The organism is Dehalococcoidales bacterium, assembly GCA_041656115.1.
GTDB lineage: Bacteria > Chloroflexota > Dehalococcoidia > Dehalococcoidales > UBA5627 > UBA5627.
Genome location: JBBAED010000006.1, coordinates 46274 through 67605, shown reverse-complemented (window position 1 = coordinate 67605; position 21332 = coordinate 46274). Strand labels below are relative to the sequence as shown.

The window sequence follows — 21332 nt, the reverse complement described above, 5'->3', positions numbered from 1 at the left end:
AACTATGAATTGGCTGGATATTGTACTTTTAGTTTTGCTGTTTATCCCCACGTTTATCGGTTTAAGAAAAGGGCTGATTAAAACTGCAATTTCGCTTGTCAGTTTAACAATCGGTATCGTACTTGCGGGGCGTTTTCATGGTTCACTTTCGGGGATATTCGGTTTTACCAATAACGAAACGGTCGCCAATGCATTGGCCTTTGTGCTGATTATAGCAATTGTTTATGTTATCGGGCTGCTTATCGCTAAACTGCTGAAGTTTGTTGTCAAAACACTGCTTATCGGCTGGGTTGACCATTTAGGCGGCGCCTTATTCGGGCTGTTATCCGGTTTTTTGGTACTGGGGGCGATTCTGGCTGTTATTGCAAAATTCACCGGAGGCGTCATAATCGGTGAATCTTTTATGGCCAAAATTATGCTTGATTATTTTCCGATTGTCATGGGGCTGCTCCCGGAGGACTTTCAAGCCATCAAGGAATTCTTTCAGGTATAGGCTAACTTTCGTGCTTTGTCCGTTTTAAATAAAACGGACAAAGCACTTCGGTTCGTATTTTGGTATTAGAAAAACCGGAAAGGCTAAGAGTTCTAGCCTTCTTTGGGGGTTTCACCCGGATGCAACTGCTTCCACTTGGCAAGTAATTCTTCACGAGTTTCTTTGTGATTCGGATCGGCAACGCATGAACTTACCGGGCAAATTTCGGCACACTGCTGGGTGGGGTAGCTACCGACACATTCGGTACACTTGTTGGGATCAATGACATAGGTAGTTTCCTCTTCGGAAATAGCCTGATTCGGACACTCTGCTTCGCAAGCTCCGCAACTTATACAGTCCTCATTAATCATGAATGCCATTAGATTGGTTTCCTCCTAATTTGGTTATTATTTTATATTTTACTAAAAAACTTAATTACTGTATTTTATTCGCCCCGTTTTTTTCTTTTAGGGCACGGGCGACATGATCCGGAACAAGCCCGTTAACGTTTCCGCCGACTCTGGCAACCTCTTTTAAAAGGCTCGAACGCAAAAACTGATACTTCGGTTTTGCCAGAAAGCAAACCAGTTCAAGGTCCGGAGAAAGTTCGCGATTCATCATCGCCATATCAAACTCGCGCTCAAAATCAGCGCTGACCCTTAATCCCCTCACCATTACGTCGGCTTTAACTTCCTTGGCAAAATCTACGGCAAGTCCGTAAAAGGGTTTTACTTCTATATTCGCAATATCTTTTAAGGCTTCCTTCGCCATATTCACCCTTTCTTCAAGAGTAAAGGTAACAATTTTGGTTGGTTTTTCGAATATGCCGAGAATAACCTTATCAAAAACATCGGCCGCCCTGCGGGCAACATCAATGTGGCCGTTGGTAATCGGATCAAAACTCCCCGGATACATAGCAACAGTCAAGATAAAGGCTCCTTTCTGAAAAAAGCGATGGAACTATCGCCGTGACGATGCTCCTTAAAGAGGCGCAAGGACGCATACTCTGTATTAAGGGGGCGACGTTTTGAATGGGTAACAACGAGTACAGAATCATTCCCGACAATCTTAGAGTTTGCCAGTTGTTCTATGATGGTGTTTATTAATGGACTCGCATAGGGAGGATCCATCAAAATAATATCATACTCCTTATCCAGAAAAGATATTGCCTTTACCACGTCCGCACAATGAACACGTGCATACTCGGTAAACTTGGTCTTTTCAAGATTCTGCTTTATTATAGCACAACAGCGGGGTGTTTGCTCAACAAAATCCACCCAGCCAGCCCCCCTGCTTAAAGCCTCTATTCCCAACGAGCCGCTGCCGGAAAAAAGATCCAGCACATTTCTCCAGTTATTGGCAACCGAATACAGCACGGAGAAGATTGCTCCCCTTACCAATTCCGTTGCCGGGCGCGTTCTAAGCCCCGGAGGCGTCACTAAAGTACAGCCTTTAGCCTCACCGGCAATTACTCTCACTTATACAATTCCTTTTCTTAAGTATAATAAGGTACCATAAATCACAATATCAATCCAGATTGCAATAATAAATCGAATCGGATTGTAGTTATCAGCTATAATTGTAGGGTAAAATATCATTTTAAACAATCGGAGAGATATGTCTAGCCTTGAAAGCATCGGTAAATACTTGATAGTTATCGGAATCTTTATTGCAATCCTTGGAATTATCATTATGTTTTGGAACAAAATACTGCTTTTGGGTAAACTCCCGGGGGATATATTTATTGACAAGGGCAACTTTAAATTCTTTTTCCCGATTACAACGGGGATTATAATCAGTGTTGTAATTACCGTTTTTATAAATATTATTATCAAGCTAATCGGTAAATAATTACTTTTCCGCAGACCTCTCTTGAATTTCCTTACCAAGCGCCTCGGTATAACTTTTATACACATCTTCGCTAAACAAAACAAAAATTATTTCTTTAAGAGATGATGCATTTTCGGCGGCAAACCGAGCTACAGCCGTTATTGCCGCCCGCGCTGCCGGCTGAACGGGATAACCGTAGGCCCCTGTGCTAATCGACGGAAAGGCAACGGTTTCAAGCCCATATTTTTCAGCCAGCTTTAAACTTTCGGTGTAGGCGCTTACTAAAATCGCTTCTTCATTGTTATTTCCGCCGTACCAAATCGGTCCGACGGTATGGATTACATATTTTGCCGCTAAATCCCCCGCTGTTGTAATAACAGCCTTGCCAGGCGGTAAATTGCCTTGCCTGGAAACAATCTCTTTACATTCATTTAATATCGCCACCCCGCCCGCCCGGTGGATAGCACCGTCTACTCCGCCCCCGCCCATCAGACCGGGGTTAGCGGCATTAACAATGGCATCCGCTTTTTGAGCGGTTATATCGCCTTTTTTAAGTGCGATAACTACGTTATTTATTTTAAACTCCATCTCAAAACCTCGGGGTTTTCTTCCGATTGTTATTTTAGGATACCGCCGCCGATAAATACAATCCGCTTCGCGGTATATGCATTAATCTCCTTGTAAAAAAAGGCATAATAGTTTAACCTATTTATATTAGCATCTATTCTAAATTGAGGAGTACGCCGTTGTTAAAAAAAGTAAAAACCGAAAACGCTGTAGGGCTGGTAATCGGCCATGATATGACTAAAACAATCCCCGGTGTTTGTGACGGACCCAGGTTCCGTCGCGGAGATGTTATTAAACAGGAAGATATCCCCGAACTGCTGAGCATGGGGAAAGAACATATCTATATTATTGAAAAAGATGCGAATTTTGTTCATGAAGAAGAAGCGGCAACGCGTATCGCCACGGCAATTGCCGGAGAAAACCTCAAGTTTACGGCGCCGCGGCAAGGGCGTGTCAATATGAAAGCCACAGTTGACGGCATTATTAAAATCAATAAACCGCTCTTATATGAGATTCACTCCATAACGGATATTATTATCGCCACCCAGCACAATAACGTCACCTGCAAAGAAGACGCGATTGTTGCCGGAACAAAAATTATTCCGCTCTTTACAACCGAAGAAAACATACAGAAATTAGAGGCTTTATGTAAAGAAAAAGGGCATGTAGTTAGCGTGATGCCTTTCCTTAACAAAAAAGTGGGCGTTATTATTACCGGCAACGAGGTTTACAAAGGCATAACCGAAGATAAGTTTGCCGATATTATGCGTAAAAAAGTGGAAAAATACGGTTCTACCGTAATCGGCGAAACCATTGTCCCCGATGATGAAGATATTATTGCCAAAGCCATTCTTGATATGAAAAACCGAGGCAGCGAAGTTATGATCCTTTGCGGCGGGCTTTCAGTTGACCCGGATGACGTTACCGCCGAAGGAATTGAAAAAAGCGGAGCGCAAATTATATCTTATGGGGTTCCGGTAATGCCCGGAGCAATGGCATTGGTTGCCGAACTGGACGGTATTCCCATCATCGGTGCCCCCGGTGCGGTTATCTTTAAAAGGACGACCATTATCGATGCCCTGTTATCGCGAATGCTTGCCGGAGATAAAATCACCAGACAAGATATTGTTGAATTATCTCACGGTGGGATGTGCCTCGAATGCGATGAGTGCATTTTCCCTGTTTGTCCGTTCGCAAAATAGCGTCGGCGATTTAGTATTATCGTTTTTAGCGGTTATATTTTTATGCCTAACCGCTAAAGATTGGTTTCCAAAAAACCACGGCTGTTTTACGCCGTTTCCGTTATGTTAGTGTGAGGTTAAAAAATGTCTTGTTCCGAAATCGATGAAGGTAAAATTTACACCGGATTCGGCAAAGCCTTGGCCATCGTCGGGACCGGTTGTAAACCTGTCGGAACCGAAAAACTGCCGATAGATCTCTGCAATAATCGAATCTTAGCCGAAAACCTGCACTCTCAATTAGATAATCCCTCATGCGACGTTTCTCTTAAAGACGGGTTTGCGGTAAAGTTTGAAGATATTGCAACCGCTTCCGCAAAAAAGCCGGTTTGTTTAAATATTATCGGCTCGGCTTTTGCGGGGAACGCATTTAACGGTGAGGTTTTTGCTAAAGATGCAGTCAATATCTGCTCGGGGGCTCCCATTCCGCAGGGGGCCGATACGGTTATCGCCGGTGAGTTTTGTGAAATAACCCCTGAATGTGTTCGCATTATAAAAGGCGCTAAAAAAGGGCAAAATATTCTGACTACGGGAAAAGATATCAAAAAAGGCGAAGAGTTAGCGCCGCACGGACGCATTTTACTGCCGGGAGACCTCGGTTTAATCGCCTCAGCCGGTATTTCAGCCGTTAATGTTTACCGTAAGCCCAGAGTCACTGTAATTGCAATCGGAGATGAAGTTGTAGCGCCCGGGGGGCATTTACATCCCGGCCAGTTATATGCCAGCAATTTGGTAACTATCGCCGCTTGGCTTGACTCTTTCGCTTTCCCCTGCCAAACAGCAGTCGTTAAGGACGATAAAGAGGAAATTCGTAAAAAACTGGAGGAGGTCTTTGCGACCGCGGATGTTATTCTGACCAGCGGCGGGGCGTGGGGCAGTGAACGCGATTTAATTATCGGGATAATGGACGAACTTGGCTGGCAAAAGAAATTCGGCAATGTCCGAATGGGACCCGGCAAAGGCGTTTCTTTCGGTTTGTGGCAAAACAAACCGGTATTTTGTTTACCCGGAGGCCCTGCCAGTAACGAAATGGCCTTTTTACAACTGGCGTTACCGGGCATATTGAAAATGGAAGGGCAAAAACGTCACCCTCTGCCGACGGTATTTGCCAAACTGACTAAAAATGTTATCAGCCGCCATAGGGATTGGGCTGAGTTCAAATCCGCCGTACTGGTATACAACGGCGAGTACATGGTTACCCCTTACCACAACCGCAGCCGTCTGCAATCTATCGCCAATGCTACATGCTTTATTTGTATCCCCGAAGGGGTTGAAAAAATTCCGGCGGGAGAAACTATTGAAGTTCAGATTCTAACACCGGCTTTGGGCGGGCTCTCAATTGTGCGCCGCAGATACGCAAAATAGCCTGGTCTTTTTACCTTTCGGCAGGCTCAGAATGACAAAAAAGTAGCCTTCAGCCGTTCGTGGTGAGCCTGTCGAACCAATAACGGCGACCAAATAGTAATCCTCGTTTCGCCCCGTTCTTTAGACCCTTCGACAAGCTCAGGGCGAACGGGATTTTTAACGTCTTTGCGAGGAGAGAGCCTTTAGACGAGTGACGTGGCAATCTCGCTTTTGTCATCCTGAACGAAGTGAAGGATCTAAGAGGATGGGAAATCCAGACTATAGGGTTGCCTTGGCAACAAGAAGAGGCATCGCCCTACCATAAAATCCGTAACCAGACGCTGCACTATCCGCCAACTCCTAGATTCTTCGCTATGCTCAGAATGACAATAGTAGAAACGTCTTTGCGAGGAGTGAACGTTAGCGAGCAACGCGGCAATCTCGCTCTTGTCATCCTGAACGAAGTGAAAGATCTAAAAGGACGGGAAGTGTAGGCTATGAGGTGTCTTCAGAAACAAAAAAGAGGCATCGCTCTACCGTATAAAGATTAACCAAACGCTGCACTATCCGCTAACTCCTAGATTCTTCGGCAGGCTCAAAATGACAAAAAAGGGGCTCGCAAAGACAAAAGGAACACCCCTTAAAAATTAGCCCCTACTTTTGTTCAAAGTATCCCAAGGCCAATTTAATCTTATCCTCAATAGTCAGTGAGGTATCGCGCGGGATACTTGATAAAGCCCGGGTAATTTCCGAAGCCGAGTATCCCAGAGATGTCAGCGCAGCCAGCACGTCTGCATTTTCTTGAGCAATTTCCGCCATCGGCGTCGCCATCATGCCGGTACCGATTTTATCTTTAAGTTCAAGTACAATCCGACTGGCAGTTTTCTTGCCGATACCGGGGATTCCGGTCAATAAATCGGCATTTCCCGAAGCAATCGCCATAATAATCTGATCCGGATCCATTGCCGAAAGCATTGCCAGCCCAAGTTTCGGACCAATTCCCGAAACACTGGTTACCGATTTAAAAAGCTCTAATTCATCAACGCCGATAAAACCAAAGAGAGTAAGGTTATCTTCACGGACATGCAGATGGGTGTAGACCTTAACACTTGAACCGACATTTCCCAGTTTGCTGATAGCGGTGGTAGATAAATGAACCTGAAAACCTATACCGCCGACATTAATAACAGCCCAATCGGTTCCCAATGCCTCTAACTTACCGCTGATATTGGATATCATCACCTATCTCCTTGCCCTGTTAATAATATCGTCCTGATGAATTGTTCTGATATGACAAATAGCAACCGCCAAAGCATCGGCAGCATCGTTCGGTTGAGGTATTTCGGACAGATTAAGCTGTAATTTAACCATTTGTTGAACCTGTTCCTTAGAACCGGCGCCGTAACCGGTAACCACTTGTTTAACCTGCATCGGTGAATATTCAAAACACGGAATGCCGTGCTTTTCAGCCGCCAAAATAGCAATTGCCTGCGCCTTGCCGATAACAAGCGCGGTTCGAACGTTTTTATCGACAAAGGGCTGTTCCACCGCCATAGCATCGGGGCGGTAATCCTCTATTACGGAACAAATCCGGTCGTAGATATTACACAAACGCTCTCCGATCGGAGAGCGCTGTTTGCATTTTAGAGCGTCACAGCAGACATAGGAAACGTTATCCGCTTCACTATCGACAATACCGTAACCCATTATAATTGTACCGGGATCAATGCCCAATATCCTCATCTTGCTATACCGATTTTACCCCTCGTATTTTTCCATCACCTCGTCGCTAAAATCAACGTTACTCCAAACGCTGCGAACATCATCCAAGTTGTCGAGCCTGTCAATCAATTTTAGAACCGAAAGCGATGTTTCATCGTCAAGTTCGATTGTGTTTTTGGCAACTTTGGCAAGTTCCGCCGATTTAACGGGGATTCCATTTTCTTCCAAAGCCTTACGGATATTTTCCATATCTTCAAGGCCGGTAATTATCTCGATATATTCGGGGTCCGCTTTGACATCTTCGGCTCCGGCATCAATAGCCGACAAAGAAACGTCATCGATATCCATCCCTTCCGCCACTTCTATGCCGATAACACCTTTTAGTTCAAATTGCCAGTTGACGCTGCCCGCTTCACCAAGCCCTCCGCCGGTACGTGTAAAGGTACTCCTTACTTCTTGGATTGAACGAATCCGGTTATCGGATAAAATATCAACCAAAATTGCGGCACCGCCCGGACCGTAGCCTTCCAAAACAAACTCATCATAGGTTACGCCTTCCAGTGTCCCATCGGCTTTTTTGATTGCCCTTTCGATATTATCCATCGGCATATTGTTATCGCGTGCCCTTTGGATACAAAGCCTAAGGCGCGGATTGGCCTCGGGGTTACTGCCGTGCTCGCGGACGGCCAGCATTATTTCGCGAGTTAATTTGGTAAAAAGCTGCCCTCTCTTGGCGTCAGCGGCACCTTTCTGATTTTTTATATTAGCCCATTTAGAATGACCTGCCATATTTTTGCTCCCTTCGCAGATTTACACCTGTATTTTTAATTCTATCACTTCCAACCGACAAGTTGAATAAAAAGAGTTGCTATAATTACAGGCAGTTAGGGGGCACTCCGCCAACGGGACCGATTTCGGCGGAAACACAGGCAACCGCATGGTCGCGGCAATGAGAAAGACTGATTGAAATAGCTTGTAAACCATTTTTACATGCCTTAAATTTTGCATCACCGTGCAAATTAACCAGAGGCTTTCCGTTTTCATCGGATATTATTTCAATATCACGATAGGATAGTTGGTTATCTCCCAGGGCTTTGATAACCGCTTCTTTGCCGGAAAAACGCGCCGCCAGCGACGCCGGTTTATCCTGATAAAGCCGAAGTTCGGAATCGGTATAAATACGATTTAAAAAGCGGCTGCCCCAACGGGAAACGGCTTCTTCAATTCGCTTGATTTCGATAATATCCACTCCAACCTGTTGCATACTAACCTCTCTTACAAATAAACCCAATCACTGTATATAATACCATAATTCTTTGCTTAATCGTTTGGAATATTATGTAATATCAATTTACGATTACTTTTTCAATTTTAACGGCACAAACCTTATATTCCGGCGTCTGAGTAACCGGATCCATAGCACAACTTGTTATCATATTGGTCGGGCTCTCGGCAAAATGGAAAGACATAAAGACTACCCCCGGGGGCACAACACGCGTTACCTCAACCCCTGCTTGAACTTCACCGCGGCGAGAGCTGACTTTAATGACATCACTGTCACCGATACCGAGTTTTTCCGCATCAAGCGGATTGATTTGTACCCTTTCCCTTCCCATAAAAATATTCAGCCCTTCGGTTTTACGCGTCATTGTACCGGTATGGTAGTGGAACAAACGCCTTCCCGTAGTTAATAACAAGGGATAATCATCATCGGGCAGTTCTTCCGAAGGACGATATTTAAGCGGTAAAAGTTTACCCTTGCGACAGGCAAACTGTGTGGTATGCAGTATCGGTGTGCCGGGATGGTCGCTCGCTGGGCAAGGCCATTGTAAACCGCCGGATTCCAATCTTGCATAGTTAATCCCGCCGTAACATTCCGCTAAATAGGCAATCTCATCCATTATTTCCGATGGATGTTTATAATCAAACCCTTTACCACCCATCCTTTTTGCAATTTCACAGGTGATTTCCCAGTCGGCAAGCGACTCGCCAATGGGCTCAATCGCTTTTCTGACACGCTGGAAGCGCCTTTCGGTATTGGTGAATGTCCCGTCTTTTTCGGCAAACGACGACGCCGGCAGGATAACATCCGCAAGTTGTGCCGTTTCGGTTAAAAAGATATCTTGGACCACCAGAAAATCCAACGCCGATAAAGCCTTAATCACATGATTTGAATTGGGTTGGCTTAAAACCGAATTTTCTCCGATTAAATAGAGGGCTTTAAATGTTCCGTCACAGGCACCGTCAAACATTTCCTGTGTTCTGAGCCCTCTTGCAACGGAAAGATTGCCGCCCCAAACAGCTTCAAACTTCTTTTTCGTTTCGGGAGAGGTTGAAGATTGGTATCCAACGTAAACATTGGGTAACGCCCCCATATCGCAGGCGCCCTGAACATTGTTTTGACCGCGCAAAGGATTAACGCCGCTGCCGCGTTTACCGATATTACCGGTAATCATCGCCAAATTGGCAATGGCAATGACATTATCGGTTCCGTGCGAGTGTTCGGTAATTCCGAGTGTATAGAGAATTGAAGAGGGATTCCCCGCCGCATACATATGTGCTGCCGCTCTGATTTTCTCACGGGGCACACCGGTAACCCTTTCAACAAAATCGATATCGTAGTCTTTTAACGATTCCAAAAAGGCTTCCGCATTTTCGCAGCGCTTGTTTATAAAATCCGAATTATGTAATTTCTCATCAATAATTATTTTGGCCATTCCCATTAGCAGTGCCACATCGGTGCCCGGATATTGTTGCAGCCAGATATCAGCAAACTGCACCATATCAATTTCGCGCGGGTCGGCAACAATGAGTTTAGCCCCTTTTCTGACCGCCTGCTTAACATTCATACCAATAACGGGGTGGGCTTCGGTTGTGTTGGAACCGATAACAAAGAAACAGTCGGTTTCGGCCATATCTTCAATGGAATTGGTCATTGCCCCGCTGCCAAATGTTTGCGCCAGCCCGGCAACCGTCGGGGCATGGCATAACCTGGCACAGTGATCGACATTATTGGTACCAAGCACCAAACGGCAAAACTTTTGGGCGACGTAGTTATCTTCATTGGTGCAGCGCGAAGAAGAAATAACACCGACTTGTTCTTTAGGATATGACGAGAGTTTTGCGGTTATAAGGCTTAGCGCCTCATCCCAGCTTGCTTTACGAAATTTGCCGTCCTCTTTAATTAAGGGGGTTTTTAATCTTTCCGGGCTGTGAACATAATCGGCAATTCCGAAACGCCCTTTGACACAAAGCTTGCCGTTATTTACATCGGTATTACTGCCGCGCACGGAAACAATTTTATTGTTTTTGATTCCCAAATACATACTGCAGCCGACACCGCAATAGGGACACGTCGTTTCTACTTCGTAAGCGGGGACTTCCGTCTTTTTTATTGTTAAAGCCGCCGTCGGACAATGCACAACACATTCCCCGCAGGACTGACAATTGGATTCCATAATCGGTTTATTGCCGAAAGTGCCGATGGCACTTTCATATCCGCGGTTAATAACTTCAATGGCGTTGACACACGTTATTTCATCGCAAACACGCACGCATTTTTGGCAGAGAATGCAATAATTGCGGTTGATTGTGAAGAAGGGATTACTGTCGTCAACCGGGAAATTTCTATCATTATGATCAAATATTCTTTCTTTAATCCCAAGATATGCCGCCGCTTTTTGTAATTCACAATTCTGATTTTTAACGCAAGTTAAACAATCCAACGGATGGTCGGCAAGCAGTAATTGCATAATATTATGGCGCACTTCATTTACATCGGGCGTGGCAGTTTTAACAACCATTCCTTCGGAGATAACGGCAGTACAAGATGTGGGCAACCCCTCCATGCCTTCTATTTCAACAATACAAAGGCGGCAACCGCCATGCGGTTTAAGGTTGGCAGAATGACACAGATACGGAATATAAATCCCATTTTGCAGCGCCGCTTCCAAAACCGACATCCCCGCTTCGGCTGTTATTTTTCTGCCGTCAACAGTTAAATTTACTTTACTCACAATAAAATTTCCTTTTAAATCAAATAAAACACCCGATTGATATTATTCAAGATCGCATCTCAAACAACGCCGGGCCTCTTCTTCCGCAATTTCTCTGTCATAACCCAATTCAACTTGGGAAAAACTCTTTATTCTTTCGGAAGCCGGTAATACCGGTGAAACTTGCCTTGGCAGTTCTGACGGGTCTTCGAGGAAATCGATATCCTCGGGAATTGCCAATGTTTCGTCAATGATACCCGAACCGCCAAGATAGATATCGATCGATTTAGCCGCCTGGCGCCCTTGGCTAATCGCTTCAATTACGGAAGAAGGACCCAAAACGGCGTCGCCTCCGGCGTAAACCCCGGGTTTATCGGTTGCCAGCGTAAAGTTATCAACCCCGATAAACCCATCATCGGCGGTATCCAAACCAAAGCGATCGGGAATATGTAAACGCTGCCCGACGGAAGCAATTACACTATCGAGTTCAATACTAAACTCACTGCCTTCCATCGGAACCGAACGGTACCTGCCGGAAGAATCAATATCACCTTTCTGCATGCGAATACATTCAAGTGTTACCCCATCTTCTCCGTTTACGGCTTGCACCGGCATCGTCATTTCTAAAATGTTAATCCCTTCGGCAAGCGCTTTTTCGATTTCTTCAAGGCCGGCCGGCATATCTTCACGGCTGCGGCGGTAAATAATCGTTACTTCACCGGCACCCAACCTTCGAGACGTTCGTGCCACATCGACAGCGGCATGCCCGCCGCCGATAACACCGACCCTGTCACCCGGCGAGAATTTTTTACCGGAGTTAACTTCTTTTAAAAATGCCAAGCGGTCAATAAAACGGTGGTCATCTTCTCCGCTAATACCGATTTTAAGATCGTTTTGCGCGCCAATCGCCACAAAAACAGCATTAAAACCTTGTTCAAAAAGGCTTTCCACATTATAAATTTCCGTATTCGTTTTGATTGTAACCCCGGCGCTGATTATTTCATCGATATCGGCATCCAAAATATCTTTCGGAAGGCGATAATCGGGGATTGCCATGCGTAACATTCCACCGGCAAGCGGCTGGGATTCATATACGGTTACGGAATGCCCTGACCTGGCAAGATAATAAGCGGCGGTAAGACCGGCCGGACCGGAACCGATAACAGCCACCCTTTTACCGGAAGGGAGCGCTTTTTTGGTGCGGCTCTTCCAAATATCGTTACCGTATTCAACGGCGTAACGCTTCAATTCACGAATCGAAACAGCTTCATCAAGCTGTGCCCGACGGCATCGTGATTCGCACGGATGGAAACAAACCAGCCCGCAAACGGCGGGGAAAGGGATCTTTTCCCGCACAATCGCCAGGGCCTCACCGGGCTGCCCCTTTTGAATAGAACGGATATAACGCGGAACATCAATCTCAGCCGGACAAGTATGAATGCAGGGCGCCTTCACCATCCCGCGGCAAACCGCCGCACGGCAATGGTGCCTGAGGATATGTTCCTCGTATTCTTTTTTGAAATAGCGCAGAGTGGTTAAAACCGTATTCGGGGCCGATTGCCCCAACCCGCATAAAGAGCCTTCTTTAACGGTTTTAGCCAATTTTAAAAGTAAATCAAGGTCGGACATTTTACCTTTGCCGTTACAGATTCGTTCCAATATATCTAACATCCGCTTAGTTCCCAAACGGCAGGGAGTACATTTACCGCACGATTCAAGCTGAGTAAAAGACAAAAAGTAGCGGGCGATATCAACTATACAGGTATCTTCATCCATTACGACAATGCCGCCGGAACCCAGGCTGGCTCCAACCTTTGCCAAGGAATCAAAATCAACCGGCGTATTTAACAAGCCGGCCGGCAAACATGCTTCCGAAGGGCCGCCGATTTGCACGGCTTTAAAACGCCTGCCGTTGGGAATTCCGCCGCCGATATCAAAGATAATTTCACGTAAGGTCGTTCCCATCGGGACTTCGATAATACCGCCGTTAACGATTTTACCGGAAAGGGCTAAAACAGCCGTGCCGCTGTTATTTACCGTGCCGATTTTTGCGTAACTATCGGCACCTTGTGATATAACAAGCGGAATATTGGCCAGTGTTTTGACATTATTAATAACGGTCGGCTGCCCCCATAAACCGCGCTCTGCCGGATAAGGCGGGCGGGGATGAGGGGTGCCTCTTTTACCTTCTATTGTAGCAATAAGGGCGGTTTCTTCTCCGCAAACATAGGCGCCAACCCCAGTGCGGATAGATACATCAAAGCTAAAACCGGAGCCGAAAATATTTTCACCCAGGTAGCCTTGTTTTTTAGCGGCTTCGATTGCTAATTTAATACGCTTGACCGCCAACTTATAATCCGAACGAAGATAAATAAAGCCCTTTGAAGCACCGGCGGCATAACCGGCAATAATCAGACCCTCAAGCAGCGAATGGGGATCGCCCTCTAAAATATTACGATCCATAAAAGCGCCGGGGTCGCCCTCATCGGCATTGCATATCACATATTTGGAATCGGCAGTTGTAGCACGGCACAAATCCCATTTTTGAGCAATCGGGAAACCGCCGCCTCCCCTGCCGCGCAGACCCGAACACCTGATTTCATCGACAACTTGTTGCGGCGACATATGCGAGATTATTTTCTTTAAAGACTTGTAACCGCCCACCGCTTCGTAATCTGCGATTTTTTCGGGGTTAATATGCCCGCAATTACGCATAATTAAACGGTGTTGTTTTTTATATTTTCCGATATTTTTATAATAAGGCACCGCCTCTCCGCTTTCGGGGTCCGTATAAAATAAAGCGGAAACCGGCCGCCCCTCTTGTAAGTGCGACCTAATAATCTCGGGGACATATTCAACGGTAACACGCGTGTATAAGATTCCCTCGGGTTCAATAATAACAACGGGGCCCAACGCACAAAAACCTTGACACCCCGTAAAATCTACTTTTGTATCCGTAATACCGGCTTCAAGAATTCCGCACTCAAAGGCTTCGCGGATTTTTTTCGATTTTTGAGAACTGCAACTCGTCCCCTGGCAGATTAAAACACTGCGAGAAATATTGCCGTTATTATTCACCGATAACCTCTGAAACTTTGGCAGGAGTCATCTGCCCGTGTATTTCGTTATCTACCATAACTGCCGGGGCAAGCGCACAAGCACCCATGCAAGACACCGTTTCCAAAGTGTATTCCATATCCGATGTGGTTTCGCCCGGTTTAATTCCCAGCTTGTTTTCAATTTCACGGAGCACCCGCCCGCCGCCGCGAACATGACAAGCGGTACCTCTGCAGGCGCAAACCGTCTTTTTGCCGGAGGGGGTAAATTTAAAACGGGGATAAAAAGTAGCCACGCTGTAAACCGCGGAAGGCGACATCCGCAAATAATCGGCGACTTCAATTATAATATCTTCGGGTAAATAACCGAGCTTATCTTGAAACGCCTGCAGGATATCAACCAAATTACTTTTATCCCTGCTAAATCCCGATAATATATCCATTTTTTATTAAAACCTATCCTTAGTTGAAATTTACGGCTAAAACACGGGGGAATATCGCTGACAAAACAGATATTCGGTTATCAACGATATTAAGCAGAAGGTTAGACTATGATTTAATATCCTAAAATTATATTATATAAGGTCGCTATAAACAAGTTTTGTTTGCCCCTTAAAAGAGGGTGTGATATTATTATCCTAACTATTCGTATTTTTATCCGTACATTTTTTATGTGCAAATAAGTAAAATTCAGCCATAAAAAGAAAGGACAGTTATGAGTAAGAATCCTTTAAAGTTTACAGATGTTACTCTGCGTGACGGACACCAATCGCTTTTGGCAACCCGTATGCGTACAGAGGATATGTTGCCGATTGCAGCCGAGATGGATAAGGCCGGTTTCCATTCGTTGGAAGTATGGGGGGGCGCGACGTTTGACGTTCCTACCAGATACCTTAACGAAGACCCGTGGGAAAGGCTTGCCGCCATTAAATGGCTGGCGCCCAAAACCCCGCTCCAAATGCTGCTTAGAGGGCAGAATATTGTCGGTTATCGCAATTATGCCGATGATGTTGTAGTCGCCTTCGTCAAACATGCCGCTAAAACCGGTATCGATATTTTCCGTGTTTTTGATGCGCTAAACGACGAACGCAACTTCGAAACAGCTTTAGAAGCAATTAAGGAAAGCGGTAAACATGCGCAATTGTCGCTTTGTTATTCGCTGACTGAGCCCCGCATGGGCGGCCCGGTTTATAACCTGGACTACTATATCAATAAAGCTATCAAGCTTGAAGAAATGGGAGCCGATACCCTTTGTATTAAGGATATGGCAGGTTTAATCCGCCCCGATGACGCTTATACGCTGATATCGGCACTAAAGAAGGAAATTAAGATTCCGGTACAGTTGCACACCCACTACACCAGCGGAATGGCTTCAATGAGTATGATGAAGGCGATTGAAGCCGGCGTGGATATTATTGATGCCGCACTGGCTCCGTTTGCACTAAGAACATCACACCCGGCGATAGAACCCTTTGTGGCGGCTTTACAGGGAACCGACAGAGATACCGGACTTGATATGAAGCAGCTTGTTAAATTAGGGGAATATTTTGAGTCGATTGCCCCCAAATACCGTGATTTTATGGGCACCAACAAAATGGCGACAATTGATACCGAGGTTCTTGTACACCAGGTTCCCGGAGGAATGATATCAAACTTAATTTCTCAGCTTAAAGAAGCCAATGCCCTTGAAAGAATCGGTGAGGTTTATGCCGAAATCCCCAAGGTCAGGGAAGAGCTCGGCTATCCGCCTCTTGTAACCCCGACCAGCCAGATAGTGGGTATTCAGGCCGTTCAGAACGTTCTTTTTGGCAGATACAAGGTTGTTTCGGCACAAGTCAAAGACCTTGTTTACGGCTTATACGGCAGAACCCCCGTCCCCATTTCCCCCGAAATTCAGAAAATTATTTTGAAGGGATTTGAACGCGGTGAAACACCGATTGAATCAAGACCGGGCGATATATTGGAACCCGAAATGGAAAAGGCTTATGCCGATACCGCACATATCGCGCGCAATTTAGGCGATGTGTTAACATATGCGCTTTATCCGACTACCGGAATGCGCTTCTTAAAATGGAAATACGGGCTTGAAACTCCTCCCCCTGAAACCAAGGGCAAAAAGATGGAGGATATCAAACGGGAAGATGAGCTTATCGCAAAGGCCAAGGCCGGTAAACTTGTAGACCCGGCAACGGTTGTTGCCGCTCCGGCACCTGTTGCCACGCCTGCGGAGGCACCGAAAAATCAGGCGCCTCAAGCGACGGCTCAAACTCAAGCGGCAGCCCCGGCCACACCTGCGCCGCCTCCCGCTCCGGCACCGGCACCGCCCCCTGCCGCTTCCGCACCGGCGGCAAACGGCGCACCTGTTAACGGAACTGCCATTGTTGCCCCTATGCCCGGGCTTGTGATTCGCTTTACCGTCAACGTTGGCGACGAAGTGAAAGAAGGCGACACGGTAGCTGTTATCGAAGCTATGAAAATGGCGATTGATTTACCGGCAGTCGTTAAGGGCAAGGTGACGGAAATCAGATTCAAAGCAGGTGATCACGTCGTACGTGATGATGTTCTTGCTGTCATCGGTTAACCCTGGCTTTTTATCGTAATTAATATTACCATGATAAAGAGACAGGCTTACTGTTGCATAAATATTCCTTGTTTGAAAGGTATGTGAATATGGGAAAAACTCTGGCTGAAAAGATTTTAAGTTTAAAGTCCAAAACCGATGTTAGAGCGGGTGATATTGTTATTACTCCTGTTGATTTGGCATTTGTTCAAGATACAACGGGGCCTTTAACGGTACGCGAGTTTTTAAATAACGGTTTTGAAAAAATGGCCAATCCGTCAAAAACGATACTCTTTATTGATCATGCCGCACCCAGCCCCAACAGCCAATTATCAACCGATCATATTACGCTCAGAGATTTCGCTCAAAAAACCGGCTGCATTCTATCGGATGCCGGGGATGGCGTTTGCCACCAACTGGTAGCTGAGAATATTGCCGTACCCGGTGATGTAATTGTCGGTGCGGATTCGCACACGGTTACTGCCGGCGGCATCGGCGCCTTTGCGACCGGAATGGGCTCATCGGATATCGCCGTTGCAATGGCGCTCGGTAAAACTTGGTTTAGAGTACCCGAAACGATAAAAGTAGTTTGCAGCGGAAGTTTCCAAAAGCACGTTTATGCCAAAGATTTAATACTGCATTTAATCGGGTTTATCGGCGCGGACGGAGCAACCTATAAAGCGTTGGAATTTGCCGGCGATACGGTTGACAAGATGCCAATCGGAGATCGTTTAACGATTGCCAACATGGCAGTGGAAGCCGGCGCCAAAGTCGGGCTGTTCCCTGCCGATAAAACTACCGAAGATTATCTTAAAACACAAGGGCGCGGGGATAAATATCAACCGCTTGCCGCAGACCCCGACGCGGCTTATGAAAGAATCGTTAATATTGATGTATCTACGCTTGAGCCGACGTTATCCAAACCGCATACTGTCGATAACACGGCGCTTGTTAAAGACTTAAAGGGAACCAAAATCCAACAGGTTGCCATCGGAACTTGTACCAACGGCAGAATTGAAGATTTTGAGATTGCCGCTTCTATGTTAAAAGGCAAAAAGAGAAATCCGGCAACAAGATTACTGATTACACCGGCTTCCAGAACAATTTTAAAAGAGATGATCCAAAAAGGTTATGCCGAAACCCTCTTGGATGCCGGGGCTATGATTTTACCGCCGGGATGCGGTTCCTGCCTCGGTTTGCACCAGGGCGTGCTGGGCGATAACGAATCTTGTTTATCAACCGCCAACCGCAACTTTAAAGGGAGAATGGGCAACCCCAATTCCTTTATTTATCTTGCCAGCCCGGCAACAGCGGCGGCAACGGCAATAACCGGTGAGATTACCGATCCCAGGGAGGTTCTTTAATGAAAGGGAAAGCCTTTAAATTCGGAGATAACATCTCCACCGACCATATCGTACCCGGCAGGCTGGCACATCTAAGGAGTAATCTGCCCGAGCTTGCAAAGCACGTTTTGGAAGATGCCGACCCGACCTTTGCCTCTCGTGTTAAAGAGGGTGATTTTGTTGTCGGCGGCAATAATTTTGGGCTCGGTTCCAGCCGCGAACATGCCCCGCTTGTAATTAAAATGTCCGGAGTAAGTGCGGTGCTTGCCAAATCGGTGGCACGTATTTTCTTTAGAAATGCAATTAACCGCGGACTGCCGGTTTTAATCTGCGACACCGATAAAATTGATGACGGCGACGAACTGGAAGTCGATTTAAAACGCGGAATTATTAAAGATTTAACCAACGGAGCCGAACTGACCTTCAACAAAATACCGGATGCCATGTTAAGCATCTTGGAAGAAGGCGGGCTAATGCCGTACATTAAAAAGTACGGCGATTTTCAGATGTAATTTGGGAGGTTTTATAAATGACCAACACTTATAATGTTACCCTTATTCCCGGCGACGGAATCGGACCCGATGTCAGTAACGCCACAAAAAGGGTTTTGGAAGCAACCGGAGTCAGGTTTAACTGGGATATTGTACATGCCGGTGTCGATGTTATGGACGAATACGGCACCCCTCTCCCCGAGCATGTTTTAGAATCGATACGCCGAAATAAAGTAGCGATTAAAGGGCCGGTAACAACCCCCGTCGGTTCGGGTTTTCGCAGTGTAAACGTTGCACTGCGCAAGCAGCTTGAACTCTATGCCTGCATCAGACCCTGCAAAAGCTATGCCGGAATTCCTACTTTCTATCAAGATATCGATGTTGTTATTGTTAGAGAAAATACCGAGGATCTTTACGCCGGTATTGAATTTGAAAAAGGTAAACCGCAAACGGAAGAGCTAATTAAATTTATTTCCGAAAAAAGCGGTTCAAATATCAGGGAAGATTCGGGCATCAGTATTAAACCGATATCCGAATTCGGTACCCGCCGAATTACAAAGTACGCCTTTGAATTTGCCCGCAAAGAAGGGCGCAAAAAGGTGTCCGCAATTCACAAAGCAAACATTATGAAATTCTCGGACGGTTTATTTTTAGCAATCGCCCGTGAGGTGGCCAAAGACTATCCCGATATCGAATTCGAAGATAGGATTGTTGATAATATGACAATGCAACTGGTCAAAACACCGCAGCAGTTTGATGTAATCCTCTGCCCCAACCTTTACGGGGATATCCTTTCGGACCTCTGTGCAGGATTGGTCGGCGGTTTGGGTGTTGCGCCGGGTGCCAATATCGGCGACGGGGTTGCCCTTTTTGAACCGACCCACGGCAGCGCACCGAAATACAAGGGGTTAAATAAAGTAAACCCGATGGCGATGATGTTATCGGGGGTGATGATGTTAAAGCATATCGGCGAAAACAATGCCGCCGAAAAGTTGGAAAAAGCGATTGCCGATGTAATTGCCGAAGGCAAAAATATAACTTATGATTTAAAACCGAATTCAGAAAGGGATTCGGCTGTCGGAACTTCTCAAGTAGCCGATGCTATAATCGAAAAACTGGAGAGTAACGGATAATGAGAGCAAAAGTAAGTGTTATCGGTGCCGGTAATGTCGGGGCCAGCCTCGCACAATGTTTAGCGGTCAAAAATATTGCCGATATCGTACTTTTAGATATCGTTGAGGGGCTGCCTCAGGGAAAAGCTCTTGATTTACAGGAATCGGCACCGATTATCGGTTTTGATTCCATAATCATCGGTACAAACGACTATAAAGATACCGCCGGCTCCGATGTTGTGATTATTACCTCCGGTGTTGCCCGCAAACCGGGTATGAGCCGTGATGATTTAATTAAAATCAATGCCAATGTTGTTGGCGAGGTTACCAAAAACATCGTTAAGTTTTCCCCGAACTGCGTTATAATTATCGTTACCAACCCGGTCGATACAATGACCTATCTGGCATTAAAAACAAGCGGATTCTCCAGAAACAGGGTTTTCGGGCTTTCAGGGGTTTTGGATAGCGCCAGGCTTTCAAGTTTTATTGCTACGGAATTGGATGTCCCGATGACTTCGGTGCAATCTTATGCCCTCGGTGAACACGGGCAAAATATGGTTATTTTCCCGCGCTTGGCAACCGTAAACAAGAAACCGATTACGGAACTTTTGCCGAATGAAACGATTGATAAGCTGATTAACCGTACAATTAACGGCGGGGCTGAAATTGTCGGCTTGCTTAAAAGCGGCAGTGCTTTTTACGCCCCTTCCGCCGCCGCCGCCCGCATGGCAGAAGCGATTATTGCGGATAAAAAAGAAATCCTTCCTTGCGCCGTTTATCTCGAGGGGGAATACAATTTAAACAATGTGGTTATCGGTGTTCCGGTTAAACTGGGAAAGAACGGGATTGAGGAAATTGTTGATTTTAACTTAACGGACGAAGAACTTTCCGCCCTTAAAAAATCTTCTGAGGCTGTTAGGGCGTTAATCGATACATTAGATAATATCGGATAGCTGACACTTTACCTCTCCTCATAATCAATATGTTTATCATATCTTACTTCCATCATTTCTTCTATTACAATGTCTCCTGTTAAATATTTTTATATAAAAGTACACCCTTTTTGTGTTGCTAGTGGTATAATAAATCTATAAATCATGGGGAACCAAAAGGAGAGTATATTGAAATGATGAATATGCGTGGAGCTCCAATATTGATGAAAATGGCAGTCATAGGTTGGGAGGAAACTGCAAAAAGAAATGCGGAGGAAGTAGCTTTACAGCAATCGGGGTTAAGTAAAAAAGAAAAAGAAGAATATTGGATAGTGTCACAATATTTTGACATGCTTTGGAATGAGTATGAGGACGACCGTGAGGATATCAATTATTTGTTAGAAAGATTACAAAAATATTTAGAAATGGGTAACAGCCCTATAGAGGGGTATAATAATATGAAATATGAAGAAACAGAATTTAACTATTTTGAATTTTTAGACGAGCTGGAAGATTTATAGTTAAGAATACACTATATAATTTTATAAAATAAAAACCACATAATATAAAATATTATATGTTCGTCCTTCACGATAATAATCATCATAATATAACTAGTTACTGCATTAATTAATTTAAAGTTTTGTACAATGGCGTTTGCAAAAAATTA

Annotated in this window: 21 protein-coding genes; 10 read left to right on the top strand and 11 right to left on the bottom strand. The window is 45.4% G+C overall.

Going from position 1 to position 21332, the window contains the following annotated elements:
• Positions 1-4 precede the first annotated feature (4 nt).
• Positions 5-493: a CvpA family protein gene (locus WC958_04875; GenBank protein ID MFA5629562.1), complete on the top strand. Its 489-nt coding sequence runs from the start codon at positions 5-7 to the stop codon at positions 491-493.
• Between the two features lie 92 nt (positions 494-585).
• Here the strand turns inward: WC958_04875 and WC958_04870 are convergent, their stop codons facing one another.
• Genes WC958_04870 through rsmD form a run of 3 tightly spaced genes read right to left on the bottom strand, consistent with a single transcriptional unit; the run spans position 586 to position 1950 of the window.
• Positions 586-852, bottom strand: a complete 267-nt coding sequence (locus WC958_04870; protein MFA5629561.1) for a YfhL family 4Fe-4S dicluster ferredoxin — start codon at positions 850-852, stop codon at positions 586-588.
• 55 nt (positions 853-907) lie between these two features.
• The gene (gene coaD, locus WC958_04865; protein MFA5629560.1) at positions 908-1399 is read right to left on the bottom strand and encodes a pantetheine-phosphate adenylyltransferase; all 492 of its coding nucleotides are present in this window, start codon (positions 1397-1399) and stop codon (positions 908-910) included.
• On the bottom strand, positions 1396-1950 hold the full coding sequence (gene rsmD / locus WC958_04860; protein ID MFA5629559.1) for a 16S rRNA (guanine(966)-N(2))-methyltransferase RsmD: 555 nt from the start codon (positions 1948-1950) through the stop codon (positions 1396-1398). Before rsmD ends, coaD begins: the two co-directional genes overlap by 4 nt.
• 139 nt (positions 1951-2089) lie before the next feature.
• On the opposite strand from rsmD, the gene WC958_04855 reads away from it, so the two are divergent.
• On the top strand, positions 2090-2323 hold the full coding sequence (locus WC958_04855) for a DUF2905 domain-containing protein (GenBank protein MFA5629558.1): 234 nt from the start codon (positions 2090-2092) through the stop codon (positions 2321-2323).
• On the opposite strand, the gene WC958_04850 is transcribed toward WC958_04855, so the two are convergent.
• Positions 2324-2890: an O-acetyl-ADP-ribose deacetylase gene (locus WC958_04850; GenBank protein MFA5629557.1), complete on the bottom strand. Its 567-nt coding sequence runs from the start codon at positions 2888-2890 to the stop codon at positions 2324-2326.
• Positions 2891-3048: 158 nt separating this feature from the next.
• Between WC958_04850 and WC958_04845 the strand changes: the two genes are divergently transcribed.
• Entirely contained in the window at positions 3049-4071 is a 1023-nt protein-coding gene (locus tag WC958_04845; GenBank protein ID MFA5629556.1) for a molybdopterin-binding protein, read from the top strand.
• 123 nt (positions 4072-4194) lie between these two features.
• Positions 4195-5472, top strand: a complete 1278-nt coding sequence (gene glp, locus WC958_04840; protein MFA5629555.1) for a gephyrin-like molybdotransferase Glp — start codon at positions 4195-4197, stop codon at positions 5470-5472.
• 633 nt (positions 5473-6105) lie between these two features.
• Here glp and ruvA read toward each other — a convergent pair.
• The 7 genes from ruvA to nuoE all read right to left on the bottom strand — a co-directional run bounded on the left by ruvA (position 6106) and on the right by nuoE (position 14667).
• Complete coding sequence (gene ruvA, locus WC958_04835) at positions 6106-6690, bottom strand: Holliday junction branch migration protein RuvA (GenBank protein ID MFA5629554.1); 585 nt, start codon at positions 6688-6690, stop codon at positions 6106-6108.
• Between the two features lie 3 nt (positions 6691-6693).
• Positions 6694-7194 carry a crossover junction endodeoxyribonuclease RuvC gene (gene ruvC / locus WC958_04830; protein ID MFA5629553.1) on the bottom strand — a complete coding sequence of 167 codons (501 nt, stop codon included), beginning with the start codon at positions 7192-7194 and terminating at the stop codon, positions 6694-6696.
• A gap of 15 nt (positions 7195-7209) precedes the next feature.
• The gene (locus WC958_04825; GenBank protein ID MFA5629552.1) at positions 7210-7962 is read right to left on the bottom strand and encodes a YebC/PmpR family DNA-binding transcriptional regulator; all 753 of its coding nucleotides are present in this window, start codon (positions 7960-7962) and stop codon (positions 7210-7212) included.
• Positions 7963-8047: 85 nt separating this feature from the next.
• Complete coding sequence (gene acpS, locus WC958_04820; GenBank protein MFA5629551.1) at positions 8048-8437, bottom strand: holo-ACP synthase; 390 nt, start codon at positions 8435-8437, stop codon at positions 8048-8050.
• A gap of 82 nt (positions 8438-8519) precedes the next feature.
• The gene (gene fdhF, locus WC958_04815) at positions 8520-11189 is read right to left on the bottom strand and encodes a formate dehydrogenase subunit alpha (GenBank protein ID MFA5629550.1); all 2670 of its coding nucleotides are present in this window, start codon (positions 11187-11189) and stop codon (positions 8520-8522) included.
• A 42-nt stretch (positions 11190-11231) separates the two neighbouring features.
• Positions 11232-14246, bottom strand: coding sequence for an FAD-dependent oxidoreductase (locus WC958_04810; GenBank protein ID MFA5629549.1), 3015 nt, complete (start codon positions 14244-14246; stop codon positions 11232-11234).
• Positions 14239-14667 (bottom strand): NADH-quinone oxidoreductase subunit NuoE, encoded by a 429-nt coding sequence (nuoE, locus tag WC958_04805; protein ID MFA5629548.1) that lies wholly within the window; start codon positions 14665-14667, stop codon positions 14239-14241. Before nuoE ends, WC958_04810 begins: the two co-directional genes overlap by 8 nt.
• Before the next feature lie 272 nt (positions 14668-14939).
• Between nuoE and WC958_04800 the strand changes: the two genes are divergently transcribed.
• The 6 genes from WC958_04800 (at position 14940) to WC958_04775 (ending at position 21183) form a co-directional block, all read left to right on the top strand.
• Complete coding sequence (locus WC958_04800) at positions 14940-16805, top strand: pyruvate carboxylase subunit B (GenBank protein ID MFA5629547.1); 1866 nt, start codon at positions 14940-14942, stop codon at positions 16803-16805.
• A gap of 89 nt (positions 16806-16894) precedes the next feature.
• On the top strand, positions 16895-18148 hold the full coding sequence (locus WC958_04795) for a 3-isopropylmalate dehydratase large subunit (protein MFA5629546.1): 1254 nt from the start codon (positions 16895-16897) through the stop codon (positions 18146-18148).
• The gene (locus WC958_04790; protein ID MFA5629545.1) at positions 18148-18639 is read left to right on the top strand and encodes a 3-isopropylmalate dehydratase small subunit; all 492 of its coding nucleotides are present in this window, start codon (positions 18148-18150) and stop codon (positions 18637-18639) included. The genes WC958_04795 and WC958_04790 overlap by 1 nt, the downstream gene beginning before the upstream one ends.
• A gap of 17 nt (positions 18640-18656) precedes the next feature.
• Entirely contained in the window at positions 18657-19751 is a 1095-nt protein-coding gene (locus WC958_04785; GenBank protein ID MFA5629544.1) for an isocitrate/isopropylmalate dehydrogenase family protein, read from the top strand.
• Complete coding sequence (gene mdh, locus WC958_04780; GenBank protein ID MFA5629543.1) at positions 19751-20683, top strand: malate dehydrogenase; 933 nt, start codon at positions 19751-19753, stop codon at positions 20681-20683. The genes WC958_04785 and mdh overlap by 1 nt, the downstream gene beginning before the upstream one ends.
• Positions 20684-20856: 173 nt before the next feature.
• Positions 20857-21183 carry a hypothetical protein gene (locus WC958_04775; GenBank protein ID MFA5629542.1) on the top strand — a complete coding sequence of 109 codons (327 nt, stop codon included), beginning with the start codon at positions 20857-20859 and terminating at the stop codon, positions 21181-21183.
• Positions 21184-21332: the final 149 nt, after the last annotated feature.

Coding starts and splice junctions, on each gene's coding strand:
- nuoE (MFA5629548.1), bottom strand. CDS start 14,667: ATGGATATATTATCGGGATTTAGCAGGGATAAAAGTAATTTGGTTGAT.
- ruvC (MFA5629553.1), bottom strand. CDS start 7,194: ATGAGGATATTGGGCATTGATCCCGGTACAATTATAATGGGTTACGGT.
- acpS (MFA5629551.1), bottom strand. CDS start 8,437: ATGCAACAGGTTGGAGTGGATATTATCGAAATCAAGCGAATTGAAGAA.
- mdh (MFA5629543.1), top strand. CDS start 19,751: ATGAGAGCAAAAGTAAGTGTTATCGGTGCCGGTAATGTCGGGGCCAGC.
- WC958_04790 (MFA5629545.1), top strand. CDS start 18,148: ATGAAAGGGAAAGCCTTTAAATTCGGAGATAACATCTCCACCGACCAT.
- WC958_04800 (MFA5629547.1), top strand. CDS start 14,940: ATGAGTAAGAATCCTTTAAAGTTTACAGATGTTACTCTGCGTGACGGA.
- WC958_04850 (MFA5629557.1), bottom strand. CDS start 2,890: ATGGAGTTTAAAATAAATAACGTAGTTATCGCACTTAAAAAAGGCGAT.
- WC958_04875 (MFA5629562.1), top strand. CDS start 5: ATGAATTGGCTGGATATTGTACTTTTAGTTTTGCTGTTTATCCCCACG.
- WC958_04775 (MFA5629542.1), top strand. CDS start 20,857: ATGATGAATATGCGTGGAGCTCCAATATTGATGAAAATGGCAGTCATA.
- WC958_04825 (MFA5629552.1), bottom strand. CDS start 7,962: ATGGCAGGTCATTCTAAATGGGCTAATATAAAAAATCAGAAAGGTGCC.
- WC958_04795 (MFA5629546.1), top strand. CDS start 16,895: ATGGGAAAAACTCTGGCTGAAAAGATTTTAAGTTTAAAGTCCAAAACC.
- ruvA (MFA5629554.1), bottom strand. CDS start 6,690: ATGATATCCAATATCAGCGGTAAGTTAGAGGCATTGGGAACCGATTGG.
- glp (MFA5629555.1), top strand. CDS start 4,195: ATGTCTTGTTCCGAAATCGATGAAGGTAAAATTTACACCGGATTCGGC.
- WC958_04870 (MFA5629561.1), bottom strand. CDS start 852: ATGGCATTCATGATTAATGAGGACTGTATAAGTTGCGGAGCTTGCGAA.
- WC958_04855 (MFA5629558.1), top strand. CDS start 2,090: ATGTCTAGCCTTGAAAGCATCGGTAAATACTTGATAGTTATCGGAATC.
- WC958_04785 (MFA5629544.1), top strand. CDS start 18,657: ATGACCAACACTTATAATGTTACCCTTATTCCCGGCGACGGAATCGGA.